This is a genomic window from Cognatilysobacter tabacisoli (genome assembly GCF_003586305.1).
Classification (GTDB): Bacteria; Pseudomonadota; Gammaproteobacteria; order Xanthomonadales; family Xanthomonadaceae; genus Cognatilysobacter_A; species Cognatilysobacter_A tabacisoli.
The window spans coordinates 1,199,595-1,215,557 of the sequence record NZ_QXJI01000001.1; the positions used below are offsets into that span (position 1 = coordinate 1,199,595).

Here is a 15,963-nt window from a genome sequence, read left to right on the forward strand (position 1 = left end):
CACGCACGTCGGCGCCCCGCCCGGCCCGCACCGGCGGCACTGCGCCGCGGGCCGGCGCCGCGAAGGCGGCGACCCCGCGCCGCCCGGGTCGCCTGCGCCCGGACGAAGCCGCCGAGATGTTCGCGCGACTGCAGGCGCTGAACCCGGCACCGAAGACCGAGCTGGAGTACTCGACGCCATACGAGCTGCTGGTCGCGGTCGCGCTGTCGGCGCAATCGACCGACGTCGGCGTCAACAAGGCGACGCGCAAGCTGTTCCCGGTCGCGAACACGCCGGCGGCGATCGCCGCGCTGGGGGTCGACGGACTGAAGCCTTACATCGCGACCATCGGGCTGTTCAACACCAAGGCCGCGAACGTGGTCGCCGCCGCGCAGCGGCTGCTCGAGCACCACGGCGGCGAAGTGCCGCGCGACCGCGCCGCGCTCGAGGCGCTGCCGGGCGTGGGCCGCAAGACCGCCAACGTCGTGCTGAACACCGCCTTCGGCGAGCCGGCGATGGCCGTCGACACGCACATCTTCCGCGTGGCCAACCGCACCGGGCTGGCGCTTGGCAAGACGGTGCGCGCGGTCGAGGACGCGCTGATGAAGGCGGTGCCGGCGGCGTACCTGCTCGACGCGCATCACTGGCTGATCCTGCACGGGCGCTACGTGTGCAAGGCGCGCAAGCCGGACTGCCCGCACTGCGTGATCCGCGACCTGTGCCGGTTCAAGGACAAGACGTCGGGCGATCCGGACTGACCGCCCAACGAAAGCGCCCCCGGCCTGACGACCGGGGGCGCGCATGTCGCACGGGCTTCGGCGCTTTAGAAGCTGAACTGCGTACGCACCGCGTACTGGCCGGTCTCGTCGCCGGTGACTTCGTTCTCGCCCTGGGTGTAGTTGAACATCAGGCGCACGTTCGGGTTGATGTAGTAGTTCAGGCCGAGCGTCGTCGACGTGGCCTCGAGGCCGGCGACGTCCTTGTTCTCGATCGAGTCGTAGCGCGCGGTCAGCTCCCACAGGCCCTTGTCGGTGACCTTCGGCGCGCCGAACACGCCGGTGGCCGGCTTGTAGACGCGGTGGCCGCCGTTGAGCATGTAGCTGCCCATCACGTAGTAGGTCTCGACCTCGCGGTCGCGGCCCAGCGGCGCGTTGAACGTGGCATTGGCGTACTCGGACTGGAAGAAGGCCGGCCCGAACGCGCCAGCGAACTCCAGCCCGACCGTCTCGACCGAATCGCCGCTGGCGGCGGTCGTGGTCGCGATCGTCTGCGACGGGCCGCGGCGGCCGGCGTAGTTGGCCACGGCGGTGACGGTGGCCGAGTCCTTGTTGAGGTTTTCGGTGCTGCCGGACACGCCGAAGTGCAACGTGCTGGTCTCGTTGTTGATCGGCGCGAACGTGACGCGCGCCGACGCGCCGACGCCCTCGTTCCGCGGGCCGGCGGCGTTGCGCAGGTTGAAGCCGGTAACGCCGACGGTGTAGTTGCCGCCCGAGCGCAGGTAGCCGATGCCCTGTGCGAACTGGCGACCGTTGTAGATGCCGGTCGCCGACGCAAACGGGCGCTCCATCATCGTGATCTCGTTGGAGCTGGTCAGCTCCTCCATCGAGCGGTACGGCTTGAAGTGGCCGATCGTGAACTTGCCGCCCAGCGCGCTCTTGGCGATGAACACGTCGCGGTAGCCGTCGGTCGGCGAGCTGCCGGAGAAGTCGTTCTCGACCTTGTACTCCCAGCCGAACGCCTTGCCCGACAGGGTCAGGCGCGTGCGGCGGAACTCGGTCGTGCCGGTGGTGTTGGCCAGGTCGCGGTCGAACAGGTAGCCATCGAAGTGGATGCGGCCGCCGACGTTGGCCTCGAAGTTGCCGTCGGCGGACGTCACCTTGATGCCGCCCTTGGTCTCGACCTTGGTCGCGCCGACGGTGGCCTTGTCGAGCGCCTCGGCGGTGTCGACGTTGACCGCCGACTGGGCGTCGGTGCGCTCCTCGAGCTCCAGCACCTTGGCCTGCAGTTCGGCCAGCTGCTGCTTGAGGGCAGCCAGCTCCTGGCTGTCGGCGGACTGCGCATTGACGCCGAGGCTGGTGACGGCGGCCGCGAGCGCGACGGCGAGAACGGAATAACGCATGACGGATTCCCTATGGGTAGGTGAAAGGCGACGGCGACACGGCGATCGGGCTGCGCGGGGCAAGCGTTAAGCGTCCGTGAATCGGGCACAGCGTGGGCGCTGATTCTGACAGCGCGGTGTGATGCGTGTGACGGTCCGATGACAGTCGGATACGACCGCTCGCCCCCGTCCGCCGCGGGCGCGTTGGCGCCGCACGGCCCGAGTGTGTCCGCCCACTGCGACGCGACGATGACTTCGCCGCCGCCGCGCGCCGGCGGCGGCGTGCACCGGCGCCCCGAACGCGCGCCGTCGCCGCTGTCACCGGCCTGTCACCGGCCGAACATGCCCCTGTCATCCCGCGGTTATGGAATGGCGCCGAGCGGGATCTCCCGCGCACCGCCGTATCCCATTCCCAGGAGTTCTCCGTGCTCAACTCGATCAAGCTCCGCGTCGCGACGCTCGCCGTGGCGGGCTCGCTCGCCTTCTCCGCCCAGGCCGCCGACATCACCGGCGCCGGCGCGACGTTCATCTACCCGCTGCTGTCGAAGTGGTCGGCCGACTACTCGCAGGCCACCGGCAACAAGATCAACTACCAGTCGATCGGTTCGGGCGGCGGCATCGCGCAGATCAAGGCCAAGACGGTCGACTTCGGCTCGTCGGACAAGCCGCTGCCGCCGGAGGAGCTCAAGGCCTCGGGCCTGGCCCAGTTCCCGTCCGCGATCGGCGGCGTGGTGCCGGTGGTCAACATCGCCGGCGTCAAGGCCGGCGCGATGAAGTTCGATGCGGACGTGCTGGCCGACATCTTCCTCGGCAAGATCACGATGTGGAACGACCCGCGCATCGTCGCGCTCAACGGTGGCGTCGCGCTGCCCGCGCAGAAGATCACCGTGGTCCACCGCTCGGACGGCTCGGGCACGACGTTCAACTGGGTCAACTACCTGTCCAAGGTCAGCCCGGAATGGAAGGCCAAGGTCGGCGAAGGCACCTCGGTGAAGTGGCCGGTCGGCGTCGGCGGCAAGGGCAACGAAGGCGTCGCCGCGTACGTGAAGCAGATCAAGGGCGGCATCGGCTACGTCGAGCTGTCGTACGCGCTGCAGAACAAGATGGCGTACACGCGCCTGAAGAACGCCGCCGGCAACTACGTCAACCCGAGCGACGAGACCTTCCAGGCCGCCGCCGCCAGCGCGGACTGGACCAAGGCCAAGGACTTCTTCCTGGTGATGACCAATGCGCCGGGCCAGAACGCGTGGCCGGTGGCTGCGACCAACTTCATCCTGATGCACAAGAAGCCCAAGGACGCCGCGCGCTCGAAGGCCGCGCTGGAGTTCTTCCGCTGGGCGTACGCCAACGGCGACGCGCAGGCCAAGTCGCTCGACTACGTGCCGCTGCCGGACACGCTGACCCAGCAGGTCGAGGCCTACTGGGCCGCCAACTTCAAGTTCTGAGCAGGGGCGGCAGGACGCCGCCGGCCGGGCGCGGCCCCTCTCTCCGTCGCGTCCGGTGTGTCTCCAGGCGCGGGCCCCCAGGCCCGCGCTTTTTCATTTGCGCGGACCCAAGTGACTGATCGGCCACGGGTCCGGCGTGTCATGGGCATGTAACAAAAGCGCCACATCATGGCCCCGTTCCGACGACCCGCGTCGGCCTGCACCGGGATCCCGCCATGACCGCTTCCGCGCTCCGCCTCGCCGCTATCGCCGTCTCGATCAGCCTCGGTCTCGCCGCCTGCGGCGGCTCCGACAACTCGCCGCCGACCGCGGCGGGCGCAGGCGCGCCGTTGCCGGGCGCTCCGGCGGGCGACCGGGTGGCCGCGGAGATCACCGGTGCGGGCGCCACGTTCATCTACCCGCTGCTTTCGAAGTGGTCCGACGAGTACAACAAGGCCACCGGCAACAAGGTCAACTACCAGTCGATCGGCTCCGGCGGCGGCATCGCGCAGATCAAGGCCGGCACCGTGGACTTCGGTTCGTCCGACAAGCCGCTGCCGTCCGAAGAGCTCGCCGCGGCGGGTCTGGGCCAGTTCCCGTCGGCGATCGGTGGCGTCGTGCCCGTGGTCAACGTCGATGGCATCGCCCCCGGCCAGCTGCGCCTGACCGGGCCGGTCATCGCCGACATCTACCTTGGCAAGATCACCACCTGGAACGCGCCGGCGATCGCCGCGCTGAACCCCGGCGTGCCGCTGCCGGCGTCGAAGATCAACGTCGTGCACCGCTCGGACGGCTCGGGCACCACCTTCAACTGGGTCAACTACCTGTCGAAGGTCAGCCCGGAGTGGAAGGACACGATCGGCGAAGGCACCTCGGTGAAGTGGCCGACCGGCATCGGTGGCAAGGGCAACGAAGGCGTCGCCGCGTACGTGAAGCAGATCAAGGGCTCGATCGGCTACGTCGAGCTGGCGTACGCCACCGAGAACGCGATGGCGCACACGCAGGTGCAGAACGCCGCCGGGCAGTTCGTGCAGCCCAGCGTCGCGGCGTTCCAGGCCGCCGCCGCGACCGCCGACTGGACCAACGCCAAGGACTTCAACCTGGTGATCACCAACGCGCCGGGCGAGCAGTCCTGGCCGATCGCCGCCACCAACTTCATCCTGATGTACAAGCAGCCGAAGGACCCGCAGCGCAGCGCCGCCGCGCTGGCGTTCTTCAAGTGGTCGCTCGAGAACGGGGCGCCGCAGGCCGAGGCGCTGCACTACGTGCCGCTGCCGCCGGCGCTGGTCGCGCAGGTCGAGGCGTACTGGGCCGCCGAGTTCAAGTAAGCCCCTTCGACCCACGACGCCGCGCCGCGCACGCCGCAAGGCCTGCGCGGCGCGATCGCACCGAGCCCACCGGACCCGCATGAACGCCACCGTCCTCACCACCGACGCGCTCGAGGCGCGCAACGCCCGCGACATGCGCGCCGAGCGCGGCTTCCGCTGGCTCGTCACCGCCGCCGGCCTGTTCGTGCTGGTGTCGCTGTTCGCCGCCGCGTTCTCGATGCTGTGGGGCGGGCGCGACGCGTTCGCCAAGTTCGGGCTGGAGTTCCTGTGGCGCGACGCCTGGGACCCGGTCATGCAGGACTTCGGCGCGCTGGTGCCGATCTACGGCACCCTCGTCACCGCGCTGCTGGCGATGGTCATCGCCGTGCCGGTCAGCTTCGGCATCGCGATGTTCCTGACCGAGATCGCGCCGAAGTGGCTGCGCGGGCCGGTCGGCGCGGCGATCGAGCTGCTCGCCGGCATCCCGTCGATCATCTACGGCATGTGGGGCCTGTTCGTGCTGGTGCCGGTGCTGGCCGAGCACGTGTACCCGTGGGTCGACGAGAACCTCGGCCAGTGGCCGCTCGTCGGCGCGCTGTTCTCCGGCCCGCCGCTCGGCCTGGGCATGGGCACCGCCGGCCTGGTGCTGGCGATCATGGTGATCCCGTTCATCTCCTCGGTCATGCGCGAGGTGTTCCTGACCGTGCCAGGCCGGCTGAAGGAGTCGGCGTACGCGCTCGGCTCGACGCGCTGGGAAGTGATGTGGGACGTGGTGCTGCCCTACACGCGCTCGGCGGTGATCGGCGGCATCTTCCTCGGCCTGGGCCGCGCGCTGGGCGAAACGATGGCGGTGACGTTCGTGCTCGGCAACGCGCACCGGCTGACCACGTCGCTGCTGGAGCCGGGCAACTCGATCGCCGCGACGATCGCCAACGAGTTTGCCGAGGCTGACTCGCCAATGTACCTGTCGTCGCTGATCGCGCTGGGCTTCGTGCTGTTCCTGGTGACGTTCGTCGTGCTGACGATCGCGCGCCTGATGCTGCGCCAGCTGGCGAAGAAGGAGGGCAACTGATGGCCGCCATGACCGGCAACGCGCGCCTGTACGGCTGGCGCCGCGCCAAGAACCTCATCGCCCAGGCGCTTGCCGTGCTGGCCACCGTGTTCGGCCTGTTCTGGCTGGTCTGGATCGTCTGGACCACGCTGAGCAAGGGCCTGGCTTCGATCAACCTCGATCTGTTCACCCAGATGACGCCGCCGCCCGGCGACGAAGGCGGCATGCTCAACGCGTTCTTCGGCAGCGCGCTGATGAGCCTGCTCGGCATCGCGTTCGGCGCGCCGATCGGCGTGCTCGCCGGCACCTACCTGGCGGAGTACTCGCAGAAGTCCTGGATCGGCGAGACCGTCCGCTTCATCAACGACATCCTGCTGTCGGCGCCGTCGATCGTGCTGGGCCTGTTCGTCTACACGCTGGTGGTCGCGCAGATGGGCCACTTCTCGGCGCTGGCCGGCGCGATCGCGCTGGCGTTCATCGTGCTGCCGGTGGTCGTGCGCACCACCGACGAGATGCTGCGGCTGGTGCCGGTGCAGATGCGCGAGGCCGCGCTGTCGCTGGGCGTGCCGCAGTGGAAGGTCACGGTGCAGGTGCTGTACCGCTCCTCGCTGCCCGGCATCGTCACTGGCATCCTGCTGGCGCTGGCCCGCATTTCCGGCGAGACCGCGCCGCTGCTGTTCACCGCGTTGAACAACCAGTACTGGACGACCGACGTGCTCGCGCCGATGGCGAACGTGCCGGTGGTGATCTTCCAGTACGCGATGAGCCCGTACGAAACCTGGCACACGCTGGCCTGGGCCGGTGCCTTCGTGCTGACCCTGTTCGTGCTGCTTGTGAGCCTGGCCGCGCGCGCGATCGTGCTGCGCAACAAGATGACCCATGACTAACCTGACCTGGACGCCGGCCATGAACGACGCCCGCCTCACCATCGCCACCCCGACGCGCGACGCCGCGGTGCCCTCCCCGGCCTCGCAGGCGAAGCTGGCCGCGCGCGGGCTGGACTTCTACTACGACAAGTTCCACGCGCTCAAGGGCATCAACCTGGAGATTCCCGAGAAGCGCGTCACCGCGCTGATCGGGCCGTCGGGCTGCGGCAAGTCGACCCTGCTGCGCGTGTTCAACCGCATCTACGCGCTGTACGCCAAGCAGGAAGCCCGCGGCGAAGTACTGCTGGACGGGCAGAACGTGCTCGACCCGAAGTACCCGATGAGCCGGCTGCGCAGCAAGGTCGGCATGGTGTTCCAGAAGCCGGTGCCGTTCCCGATGACGATCTTCGAGAACGTCGCTTACGGCATCCGCCACCACGAGCGCCTGTCGAAGGCCGAGATGGCCGAGCGGGTCGAACTGGCGCTCCGCCAGGGCGCGCTGTGGGACGAGGTCAAGGACAAGCTCGGCCAGACCGCGCTCGGCCTGTCCGGCGGCCAGCAGCAGCGCCTGTGCATCGCGCGCGCGGTGGCGCTCAAGCCCGACGTGCTGCTGCTCGACGAGCCGACCTCGGCGCTGGATCCGATCTCGACCAGCCGCATCGAGCAGCTGATCGAGGAGCTGAAGAAGTCGTACACGATCGCGATCGTGACCCACAACATGCAGCAGGCCGCGCGCGTGTCCGACTACACCGCCTTCATGTACCTGGGGGACCTGATCGAGCACGGCCCGACCGACAAGATCTTCTCGAACCCGGACAAGCAGCAGACCGAGGACTACATCACCGGTCGCTTCGGCTGACGGACCCACACACCATGAGCACCCCCATGCACGACCACATCGTGAAGAGCTACGACGACGAGCAGCGCCGCCTGCTCAACGAAACCCTGCGCATGGGCGAGATGGCCGCCGCGCAGCTCGAGGCCGCGCTCGACGTGGTCCAGCGCCGCGACGACAAGGCCGCCGAGCGGATCATCGCCAACGACGAGGCGATCGACACGCTGGAGCACGAGATCAGCCACGACGTCATGAAGCTGGCGCTTCGTGGCCCGATGGCGCGCGACCTGCGCGAGATCCTGGCGGCGATCCGCATCGCGGCCGACATCGAGCGCGTCGGCGACTACGCCGCCAACGTGGCCAAGCGCTCCACCGCGCTGAACCTGGCGCCGCCGCTGCCGCACATCGCCGGCCTGCACGCGCTCGGAACGCTTGCGGTCAAGCAGCTGCGCGACGTGCTGGCGGCGTACCGCGACGGCGACGTCGAGGTCGCCCAGCGCGTGCGCGCGCGCGACGCCGAGATCGACGTGGCCTACACCGGCCTGTTCCGCGAGCTGCTGACCTACATGATGGAGGACGCGCGCAGCATCACCCCGTGCACGCACCTGCTGTTCATGGCCAAGAACATCGAGCGGATCGGCGACCACGCCACCAACATCGCCGAGAACGTGTGGTTCCTCGTACGCGGCGAGGACCCGCTGCCGCCGCGCGAGAAGCGCGACGACAGCAGCATCACCGCGCCGCCCGGCGCGTGAGCGCGCGCCGCCCCGCGCGGCGTGAATAAACGGTTAAGCGCCCGCCCGCGATGTACCGCGGCCCACCGTTCACGCGAGCGCTGACTCCTGGCAGGTGCATTGCGCGCCGCGACGCGCGATCCTTGCGCGTCCGGGCGCCGGTGTCGGCCCCGGCTGCAAGCCACGCGGGCGCCGGCACCCCGGCCACCGTCAACGCGCGGGCCCCCGCCCGCCCCGCCACCAGGAGCGCACCACCATGTCCAAGCACAACAACAAACCCGTTGCCCTCGCCGTCGGCGCCGCGCTGGTCGGCGGCCTCGCGCTGTCGGCGTCTGCCTTTGCGATGAGCGACCTCGGCCAGGGCTACCTGCTGAGCGCCTCGCACCACGGCGAGAAGACCACCGAAGGCAAGTGCGGTGAAGGCAAGTGCGGCGAAGGCAAGTGCGGCATGTCGAAGATGGACACCGACAAGGACGGCAAGCTATCGGCCACCGAGTTCGCCGCCGCGCACAAGGGCGACGGCAGCAAGTTCGCCTCCTACGACGCCGACAAGGACGGCTTCATCACCGATGCCGAGATGAAGGCCGCGCACGCCGCCAAGTCCGGCGACAAGCCGAAGGCCGCGATGGAAGGCAAGTGCGGCGAAGGCAAGTGCGGCGGCATGGGGTCCTGACCCCCCCCCTGCGCATGACCGGTAGCGCACACGTCCGCTGCCACCCGGGGACGGCGCCTGCGCCGTCCGCCGGGGCCTGGTCCAGTGTTGCGACCGCGTCGGGCCTGACGCGATGAGCGACGTCCGCCCGCTTCCCCTGCCCGCGGCCAGTGCCGGCCTCGGCCTGCGGCGCGCGCTCGTCGACGCGCTGCACACGGCGCCGGCCGGGGATTTCGATTTCCTCGAATGCGCGCCGGAAAACTGGATCGGCGTCGGCGGGCGCTTCGGCGATGCGCTCGAGGCGCTGTCCGCGCGCGTGCCGCTCGTCTGCCACGGCCTGTCGCTGTCGCTCGGCGGGGTCGAACCGCTCGACGAGACGTTCCTGGCGCGCGTGCGCCGCTTCCTCGACCGCCACCGCGTGCCGCTCTACAGCGAACACCTGAGCTACTGCAGCGACGACGGCCACCTGTACGACCTGCTGCCGATTCCGTTCACCGACGAGGCCGTGTACCACGTCGCCGCGCGCATCCGCCAGGCGCAGGACATCGTCGGCCGCCGCATCGCGGTCGAGAACGCCTCCTACTACGCCGCCGCGCCGGTGGCCGCGCACCAGCAGGCGCTGAGCGAGATCGACTTCATCAATGCGGTGCTGGCCGAGGCCGACTGCGACCTGCTGCTCGACGTCAACAACGTCTACGTCAACGCGGTCAACCAGCGCTACGACGCGGAGGCCTTCCTGGCGGCGCTGCCGGCGCAGCGGATCGCCTACATCCACGTGGCAGGCCATTACGACGAGGCCGACGACCTCAAGGTCGACACGCACGGCGCGCCGGTGAAGGACGCCGTGTGGGCCCTGCTCGCATCGGCCTACCGGCGCTTCGGCGCGCGGCCCACCCTGCTCGAGCGCGACTTCAACCTCCCGCCGTACGCCGAACTGGTCGGCGAACTCGGCACCGTGCGTGCGCTGCTGCACGATTACTCAAACGATCGCGCGCAGCCGCGAGCCGATGCCCGCGCCTGACGCCCCGGCCACGCTGCGCGCGCAGCAGTTCGCGCTGACCCGCCACCTGCGCGATCCGGCCGCGTCGCCCGCGCCGGCCGGCTGGGAGGAACGGCGCCTGCAGGTCTACCGCGACCTGCTGTTCAACAACATCTCGACGCTGCTGGCCGGCAATTTTCCGGTGATCCGCGCGCTGTACGGCGACGAGTGGCCGACGCTGGTGCGGGCGTTCTACCGCGAGCACCGCAGCCAGACGCCGCTGTTCCCCGAGATCGGCCGCGAGTTCCTGCGCTTCATCGACGCCCATCCCGATGTGGGCCCGCCGTTCCTGGCCGAACTGGCCCACTACGAGTGGGTCGAGCTCGCGCTGCAGATCGCCGAGGCGCGGCCCGGCGACGTCGCGCACGACCCGGAAGGCGACGTGCTCGACGGCGTGCCGGTCCTGTCGCCGCTGGCGTGGCCGCTGGCGTACACGTGGCCGGTGCAGCGGCTCGGCCCGGACTACCGGCCCGCGTCGCCGCCGCCTTCGCCGACGCTGCTGCTGCTGCGCCGCGAACCGGACGGCAGCGTGCGCTTCTCCGAACTGAGCCCACTGGCGTTCCGGCTGGTTCAGCGTCTCGGCGAGGCACCGACGCTGACCGGGCGCGCGCAATTGCTCGGGCTGGCGGCCGAAGCTGCCGCGGGTGACGCGGACGCCTTCGTCGCCCAGGGGCAGCCGCTGCTCGCGCAGATGCGCGCGACCGGCGTCGTGCTCGGAACCGTGCCGGCCGCCTGATCGCGACACGCGCCCGGCGCTCGCCACCGCCGCGTCGCACGGGACCCGTCTGCTAGTCTGGGCGGATGCATCCCGTCGCCGATCCCACCCTTGCCGTCGCTTCGCCGTCCCCACTGGCCACGCGCTTCCGCGGTTTCCTCCCGGTCGTGGTCGACGTCGAAACCGGCGGCTTCGACTGGAACCGGCACGCCCTGCTCGAGATCGCCGTCGCGCCGATCGACATCGACAGCGCCGGGCGCCTGTTCGTCGGCGAGATCACCAGCTCGCACGTCGTGCCGGCCCCGGGCACCGAGATCGATCCGAAGTCGCTGGAGGTCACCGGCATCGACCTCGACCACCCGTTCCGCGACGCCAAGCCCGAGCGGATCGCGCTCGACCGCGTGTTCGGCCCGGTGCGCGAGGCCTGCAAGCGGCACGGCTGCCAACGCGCGATCCTGGTCGGCCACAACGCGCACTTCGACCTGAACTTCCTCAACGCCGCGGTCGCGCGCAGCGGCCACAAGCGCAATCCGTTCCACCCGTTCAGCGTGTTCGACACGGTCACGCTGGCCGGCGTCGCCTACGGCCAGACCGTGCTCGCGCGCGCGGTGCACGCGGCGGGGCTCGAGTGGGACGGCGCGCAGGCGCATTCGGCGGTGTACGACACCGAACGCACCGCGCAGCTGTTCTGCCGGATCGTCAACGCGTGGTCGAGCGTGCCGCCGGCGCAGTGAGTCGTCGCGAACGAAGCCCCCGGCGCAGACTCAGCGCCGCAGCCGGCGCCGCAGCAGCCACGTAGCGACCAGACCGGCGGCCAGCGCCAGCGCGCCCAGCGCCACGAGCAGCCCGGCGCGCTGCTCGACGACGCCCTCGCCGAGCAGCACGGTGCCCGCCGCGTACGGCAGCTCGGCCACCGCGAGCGCCGCGAAATACACCCGGAAGCGCACGCCGAGCAGGCCGCACAGGTAGCCGGGCACCTCCGACGGCAGCGCAAACTGCAGCAGCAGCACCAGCGGGAACTGCGCATGCTCCGGGAGCCGCTCGGCGTACGCGTCGACCAGCCGCGCGGCGCGCGTCGAATGCACCAGCGGCCGCCGCAACCAGCGCCCCACCCCGTACGTGGTCAGGCCCCCGAGCAGCCAGCCCAGCCACAGCAGCCCCATCGTCGGCCACGCGCCCCAGGTGTAGACCGCCACCGGCACCAGCAGCGCGCTGGAGAAGAACGCCAGCAGCGCCGACGCCGCCGACAGCAGCACGAACACCAGCACGCCGGCGACCGGATGGGCGCGGATGACCGGCTCGGCGGCGGCGAGCAGGCGATGCAGGGCGTCGTGGGTGGCGTCGAGCGACACCACGGTGATCAGCAGCGCGAGGCCGAGCACGACCGCGAGCACCGGCCGCCAGTGCACGCTCGCCGCCGGCAGGCGCTCGCTCATCGCCGCGCCGTCTCCGGAAGAGCGCCCAACGGCTGACGCACGGTCGAACGGACGTTCAAGGCGTCGCCAGCTTCAGTCCGACCAGCCCGGCGACGATCAGCAGCACGCTGACGCCGCGCAGCAGGTTCATTGGCTCGTCGAACAGCACGATGCCGAGGATCACGGTGCCGACGGCGCCGACGCCGACCCACACCGCGTACGCCGTGCCGACCGGCAACGTCTTCATCGCCACGCCCAGCAGCCCGAGGCTGACGACCATCGCCAGCACGGTGGCCACCGAGGGCCACAGCCGGGTGAATCCTTCGGTGTATTTCAGTCCGATCGCCCAGCCGACTTCGAACAGGCCCGCGACCACCAGCAGCACCCACGCCATAGCCACCTCCGATGCGCGCCCGCGGGATCGCGCGGCGCGGCTGCACGGGGTCGTCCCCGGGGCAAACCAGCGACGGCGGGGTCGTCCCCGCCGCGGATCGGCGGCCGTCAGCCCGCGGCGAGGCCGCGCTGGCGCACCGCTTCGAACAGGGTCACGCCGGTGGCGACCGACACGTTGAGGCTTTCGACGTGGCCGCCGCCCGGCATCGGGATCTGCACCAGCTGGTCGCAGTTCTCGCGGGTCAGACGACGCAGGCCGTCGCCCTCGCCGCCGAGCACCAGCCCGACGTTGCCGCGCAGGTCGAGCGCGTAGATCGATGCGGTCGCCTCGCCGGCCAGCCCATACAGCCACACGCCGAGCTGCTGCAGGTCGCGCATCGTGCGGGCCAGGTTGGTCACCGGGATCACCGGGATGCTGTCGGCCGCGCCGGCCGAGGTCTTGCGAACCGTCGCGTTGACCTGCACCGACTTGTCCTTGGGTATGACCACCGCGGTGACGCCGGCGGCCGCGGCGCTGCGCAGGCACGCGCCGAGGTTGTGCGGGTCCTGCACGCCGTCGAGGATCAGCACCAGCGCGCGGCCCTCCGCCGCTTCGACCAGCGCCGGCAACTCGGCCTCGCCGTAGGTCTTGGCCGCCGCGTAGCGGGCGACGACGCCCTGGTGGCGCAGGCCGCCGGTCACGCCGTCGATCGCCTGCGTGGCGACGCGGCGCACGTCGATCTCGAGCCGGCGCGCCTGCGATTCGATCTCGGCGATGCGCGGGTTCTTGGCCCCGGCCTCGACCAGCACCTCGCGAACGTGTTCGGCGTCGTGCTGCAGCGCGGCCGAGACCGCGTTGATCCCGGCAATCCAGTGTTTTTCGCTCATGCCGCCATTATCGCCCGGTTGGGCGGCCGCGGGCAGCGCGGCGCGTGGCCGGGGCGCACGCGGGCGCCCCGGCACCCACCGTCAGTACTTCTGCTTGGTGCGCTTGGCCGGCGTGCCGCGCGGCGGCATCGCCTTGACCCCGTGCGACTCGGCCAGCCGGAAGTCGATCCGGCGGTCCTCGACGCTGGCCTTCAGCACGACGATGTCGACCCGGTCGCCGAGCCGGAACTCGCGCGCGGTGCGCTCGCCGGTCATCGTCTTGCGGATCGGGTCGAAATGGTAGAAGTCGTGCGGCAGCTGGGTCACGTGGATCAGGCCGTTGACCTTCGAGTCGTCGAGCTCGATGAACAGCCCGAAGCTGGTGACGCCGCTGATCACGCCGGAGAACTGGCCGCCGACGTGCTGCTCCATCCATGCGGCGCGGTAGCGCTCGTCGACCTCGCGCTGGGCCTCGTCGGCGCGGCGCGAACGCTCGGAGCACTGCAGCGACAGCGCGGCCATCTCATGCGGCGAGTAGGTGAACTGGTCGGGCTTGCCGGCGGCCAGCGCGTGCTTGATCGCTCGGTGCACCAGCAGGTCGGGGTAGCGGCGGATCGGCGAGGTGAAGTGCGCGTACGCCTCCAGCGCCAGGCCGAAGTGGCCGATGTTCTCCGGCGCGTACACCGCCAGCGACTGGCTGCGCAGGATCACCGACTCCAGCAGCGCCGCGTCCGGGCGCTCGCGGATCTTCTCCAGCAGCGCGCGGAAGTCGCGCGGCTGCACCTTGCCCCACGGCGGCAGCCGCAGCTTGAACTCCTTGAGGAACTCCTCGAGGTCGGCGTACTTAGCCTCCGGCGGCTTGTCGTGGTCGCGGTACGGCGCCGGCACGCGCTTGTCGAGCAGGTACTTCGCGGCTTCGACGTTCGCCGCGATCATGCACTCCTCGATCAGCTTGTGCGCGTCGTTGCGCTGGATCATGCCGGCCTGGGTGACCTCGCCCTGCGGGCCGAGCACGAAGCGGACCTCGCTGGACTCGAACTCGATCGAGCCGCGCTTCTGCCGCGCCTTGTCGAGGATGCGGTACAGCTGGTGCAGACGCTCGACCTGCGGCAGCAGCGATCCGATCCGCTGCAGCGCGTCCTCGCGGTCGGCCTCGGGAATGCCGTCGCCGACCGCGTTCCACACCTGGGTGTAGGTCAGGCGCGCATGCGAGTGCATGACCGCCTCGTAGAACTGCGCGCGCGAGACCTGGCCGTCGCGGCTGACCTGCATGTCGCAGACGAAGCACAGCCGGTCGACGCGCGGCACCAGCGAGCAGATGCCGTTGGACAGCGTCTCGGGCAGCATCGGCACGACGAAGCCGGGGAAGTACACCGACGTCGCGCGCTTCTGCGCCTCATCGTCGAGCGGCGTGCCCGGACGCACGTAGTGCGACACGTCGGCGATGGCGACCAGCAGGCGGAAGCCGTCGCGGTTGGGTTCGCAGTAGACGGCGTCGTCGAAGTCCTTGGCGTCCTCGCCGTCGATGGTCACCAGCGGCAGGCCGCGCAGGTCGACGCGCTTGGCGACGGTGGCCGCGTCGACCGCGACCGGCACGTTGGCGGCCTCGGCCAGCACCTCGGGCGGGAACTCGTGCGGGATGTCGTTGCCGTGGATGGCCGCCTGCACCGCCAGCGACGCGGTCAGGCGTTCGCCGAGCACGGTCAGGATGCGGCCGATCGGCGGACGGCGCGTGTCGGGCGACTGCACGATCTCGCTCACGACCAGCTGCCCGTGCTGCGCGTCGCCGCGGTCCTCGGCCGGGATCAGCACGTTGCGCTGGATGCGGCGGTCGTCCGGCACGACGAATCCGATGCCGGCCTCGACCGTGTAGCGGCCGATCAGGCGCGTCAGGCGGCGCTCGAGGACCTCGACGATCGCGCCCTCGCGGCGGCCGCGCCGGTCGACGCCGGTGACGCTGGCGAGCACGCGGTCGCCGTGCATCGCCTTGCGCATCTCGAACGGCGGCAGGAACAGGTCGTCGCCGCCGCCCGCGTCGGGCCGCAGAAAGCCGAAGCCGTCGGGGTTGGCGATCACGACGCCGGGGATCAGGTCCATCCGCGCGGTGGGCGCGAATTCGCCCTTGCGGTTCTGCAGAAGCTGGCCGTCGCGCAGCATCGCGCCGAGGCGCTTGCCGAGCGCGTCGAAGCGGTCGGGCGCGGTCAGTGCGAGCTTCTGCGCCAGCTCGTCGGCGGTCATCGGGCCGTCGGCGGCCGCGAGCACCTGCAGGATCATCTCGCGGCTGGCGATCGGCTCCGCGTAGCGCGAGGCCTCGCGCTCGGCGTGCGGGTCGCTGCCGTCGGACGGCGGCTTGATCGACGGCGGGCGGAATCCTTTCGGGGGCGGCTCGGGCAGCCAGCCGGGACGCTTGGGTCCGGGCTTGCCGGTGGATTTCGAAGCGGACTTGGGTCCGCGTGCCGCGGAGGCGCCGGCAGGCTTGCCGGCGGACGATTTCGCGGTGGAACGCCCGGTTTTCGGGCCGCGACTCGGGGGTTTCTTGGTCATCACGGCATCGTCGCACATCGCGATGAACGCGGTGTCGGCGCATCGGCGCGGCAGCGGGGTCACCC

16 protein-coding genes are annotated in these 15,963 nt (G+C 70.5%); 11 read left to right on the top strand and 5 right to left on the bottom strand.

Annotation, left to right across the window (positions count from 1 at the left end):
* Positions 1-116 precede the first annotated feature (116 nt).
* A complete protein-coding gene (nth, locus tag D3A60_RS10135) occupies positions 117-737 on the top strand; it encodes an endonuclease III (protein WP_119719076.1) in 621 nt (206 codons plus the stop codon).
* A 65-nt stretch (positions 738-802) separates the two neighbouring features.
* Here nth and D3A60_RS10140 read toward each other — a convergent pair whose 3' ends face one another.
* Entirely contained in the window at positions 803-2,098 is a 1,296-nt protein-coding gene (locus D3A60_RS10140; protein WP_119718540.1) for a porin, read from the bottom strand.
* Between the two features lie 404 nt (positions 2,099-2,502).
* Between D3A60_RS10140 and pstS (D3A60_RS10145) the strand changes: the two genes are divergently transcribed.
* The 10 genes from pstS (D3A60_RS10145) to rnt all read left to right on the top strand — a co-directional run bounded on the left by pstS (D3A60_RS10145) (position 2,503) and on the right by rnt (position 11,434).
* Complete coding sequence (gene pstS, locus D3A60_RS10145) at positions 2,503-3,522, top strand: phosphate ABC transporter substrate-binding protein PstS (RefSeq protein ID WP_119718541.1); 1,020 nt, start codon at positions 2,503-2,505, stop codon at positions 3,520-3,522.
* A 215-nt stretch (positions 3,523-3,737) separates the two neighbouring features.
* Positions 3,738-4,829, top strand: coding sequence for a phosphate ABC transporter substrate-binding protein PstS (gene pstS / locus D3A60_RS10150; RefSeq protein ID WP_119718542.1), 1,092 nt, complete (start codon positions 3,738-3,740; stop codon positions 4,827-4,829).
* Between the two features lie 79 nt (positions 4,830-4,908).
* Complete coding sequence (gene pstC / locus D3A60_RS10155) at positions 4,909-5,880, top strand: phosphate ABC transporter permease subunit PstC (RefSeq protein ID WP_119718543.1); 972 nt, start codon at positions 4,909-4,911, stop codon at positions 5,878-5,880.
* Complete coding sequence (gene pstA, locus D3A60_RS10160) at positions 5,880-6,746, top strand: phosphate ABC transporter permease PstA (RefSeq protein ID WP_119718544.1); 867 nt, start codon at positions 5,880-5,882, stop codon at positions 6,744-6,746. Before pstC ends, pstA begins: the two co-directional genes overlap by 1 nt.
* Positions 6,747-6,765: 19 nt before the next feature.
* On the top strand, positions 6,766-7,584 hold the full coding sequence (gene pstB / locus D3A60_RS10165) for a phosphate ABC transporter ATP-binding protein PstB (RefSeq protein ID WP_119718545.1): 819 nt from the start codon (positions 6,766-6,768) through the stop codon (positions 7,582-7,584).
* A 14-nt stretch (positions 7,585-7,598) separates the two neighbouring features.
* Positions 7,599-8,315 (top strand): phosphate signaling complex protein PhoU, encoded by a 717-nt coding sequence (gene phoU / locus D3A60_RS10170; protein ID WP_119718546.1) that lies wholly within the window; start codon positions 7,599-7,601, stop codon positions 8,313-8,315.
* Positions 8,316-8,550: 235 nt separating this feature from the next.
* Positions 8,551-8,967, top strand: a complete 417-nt coding sequence (locus tag D3A60_RS10175; protein WP_119718547.1) for an HvfA family oxazolone/thioamide-modified RiPP metallophore — start codon at positions 8,551-8,553, stop codon at positions 8,965-8,967.
* A 112-nt stretch (positions 8,968-9,079) separates the two neighbouring features.
* Positions 9,080-9,967 carry an HvfB family MNIO-type RiPP peptide maturase gene (locus D3A60_RS10180; RefSeq protein ID WP_119718548.1) on the top strand — a complete coding sequence of 296 codons (888 nt, stop codon included), beginning with the start codon at positions 9,080-9,082 and terminating at the stop codon, positions 9,965-9,967.
* The gene (locus tag D3A60_RS10185; protein WP_119718549.1) at positions 9,954-10,721 is read left to right on the top strand and encodes an HvfC family RiPP maturation protein; all 768 of its coding nucleotides are present in this window, start codon (positions 9,954-9,956) and stop codon (positions 10,719-10,721) included. The genes D3A60_RS10180 and D3A60_RS10185 overlap by 14 nt, the downstream gene beginning before the upstream one ends.
* A 65-nt stretch (positions 10,722-10,786) precedes the next feature.
* Positions 10,787-11,434 (top strand): ribonuclease T, encoded by a 648-nt coding sequence (gene rnt, locus D3A60_RS10190; RefSeq protein WP_119718550.1) that lies wholly within the window; start codon positions 10,787-10,789, stop codon positions 11,432-11,434.
* 30 nt (positions 11,435-11,464) lie between these two features.
* On the opposite strand, the gene D3A60_RS10195 is transcribed toward rnt, so the two are convergent.
* From D3A60_RS10195 to rnr, 4 genes are all read right to left on the bottom strand, one after another.
* Positions 11,465-12,136, bottom strand: a complete 672-nt coding sequence (locus tag D3A60_RS10195; protein WP_119718551.1) for a VTT domain-containing protein — start codon at positions 12,134-12,136, stop codon at positions 11,465-11,467.
* Between the two features lie 55 nt (positions 12,137-12,191).
* Positions 12,192-12,509: a quaternary ammonium compound efflux SMR transporter SugE gene (sugE, locus tag D3A60_RS10200; RefSeq protein ID WP_119718552.1), complete on the bottom strand. Its 318-nt coding sequence runs from the start codon at positions 12,507-12,509 to the stop codon at positions 12,192-12,194.
* 107 nt (positions 12,510-12,616) lie between these two features.
* Positions 12,617-13,375 (bottom strand): 23S rRNA (guanosine(2251)-2'-O)-methyltransferase RlmB, encoded by a 759-nt coding sequence (gene rlmB, locus D3A60_RS10205; protein WP_119718553.1) that lies wholly within the window; start codon positions 13,373-13,375, stop codon positions 12,617-12,619.
* Positions 13,376-13,456: 81 nt separating this feature from the next.
* The gene (rnr, locus tag D3A60_RS10210; RefSeq protein ID WP_119719077.1) at positions 13,457-15,898 is read right to left on the bottom strand and encodes a ribonuclease R; all 2,442 of its coding nucleotides are present in this window, start codon (positions 15,896-15,898) and stop codon (positions 13,457-13,459) included.
* Positions 15,899-15,963 lie beyond the last annotated feature (65 nt).

What these genes read in the sequence shown, in the direction of transcription:
- nth (WP_119719076.1), top strand. Translation starts at nt 117, where the DNA reads ATGTTCGCGCGACTGCAGGCGCTGAACCCGGCACCGAAGACCGAGCTG.
- D3A60_RS10140 (WP_119718540.1), bottom strand. Translation starts at nt 2,098, where the DNA reads ATGCGTTATTCCGTTCTCGCCGTCGCGCTCGCGGCCGCCGTCACCAGC.
- pstS (WP_119718542.1), top strand. Translation starts at nt 3,738, where the DNA reads ATGACCGCTTCCGCGCTCCGCCTCGCCGCTATCGCCGTCTCGATCAGC.
- pstC (WP_119718543.1), top strand. Translation starts at nt 4,909, where the DNA reads ATGAACGCCACCGTCCTCACCACCGACGCGCTCGAGGCGCGCAACGCC.
- pstA (WP_119718544.1), top strand. Translation starts at nt 5,880, where the DNA reads ATGGCCGCCATGACCGGCAACGCGCGCCTGTACGGCTGGCGCCGCGCC.
- pstB (WP_119718545.1), top strand. Translation starts at nt 6,766, where the DNA reads ATGAACGACGCCCGCCTCACCATCGCCACCCCGACGCGCGACGCCGCG.
- phoU (WP_119718546.1), top strand. Translation starts at nt 7,599, where the DNA reads ATGAGCACCCCCATGCACGACCACATCGTGAAGAGCTACGACGACGAG.
- D3A60_RS10175 (WP_119718547.1), top strand. Translation starts at nt 8,551, where the DNA reads ATGTCCAAGCACAACAACAAACCCGTTGCCCTCGCCGTCGGCGCCGCG.
- D3A60_RS10180 (WP_119718548.1), top strand. Translation starts at nt 9,080, where the DNA reads ATGAGCGACGTCCGCCCGCTTCCCCTGCCCGCGGCCAGTGCCGGCCTC.
- D3A60_RS10185 (WP_119718549.1), top strand. Translation starts at nt 9,954, where the DNA reads ATGCCCGCGCCTGACGCCCCGGCCACGCTGCGCGCGCAGCAGTTCGCG.
- rnt (WP_119718550.1), top strand. Translation starts at nt 10,787, where the DNA reads ATGCATCCCGTCGCCGATCCCACCCTTGCCGTCGCTTCGCCGTCCCCA.
- D3A60_RS10195 (WP_119718551.1), bottom strand. Translation starts at nt 12,136, where the DNA reads ATGAGCGAGCGCCTGCCGGCGGCGAGCGTGCACTGGCGGCCGGTGCTC.
- sugE (WP_119718552.1), bottom strand. Translation starts at nt 12,509, where the DNA reads ATGGCGTGGGTGCTGCTGGTGGTCGCGGGCCTGTTCGAAGTCGGCTGG.
- rlmB (WP_119718553.1), bottom strand. Translation starts at nt 13,375, where the DNA reads ATGAGCGAAAAACACTGGATTGCCGGGATCAACGCGGTCTCGGCCGCG.
- rnr (WP_119719077.1), bottom strand. Translation starts at nt 15,898, where the DNA reads ATGACCAAGAAACCCCCGAGTCGCGGCCCGAAAACCGGGCGTTCCACC.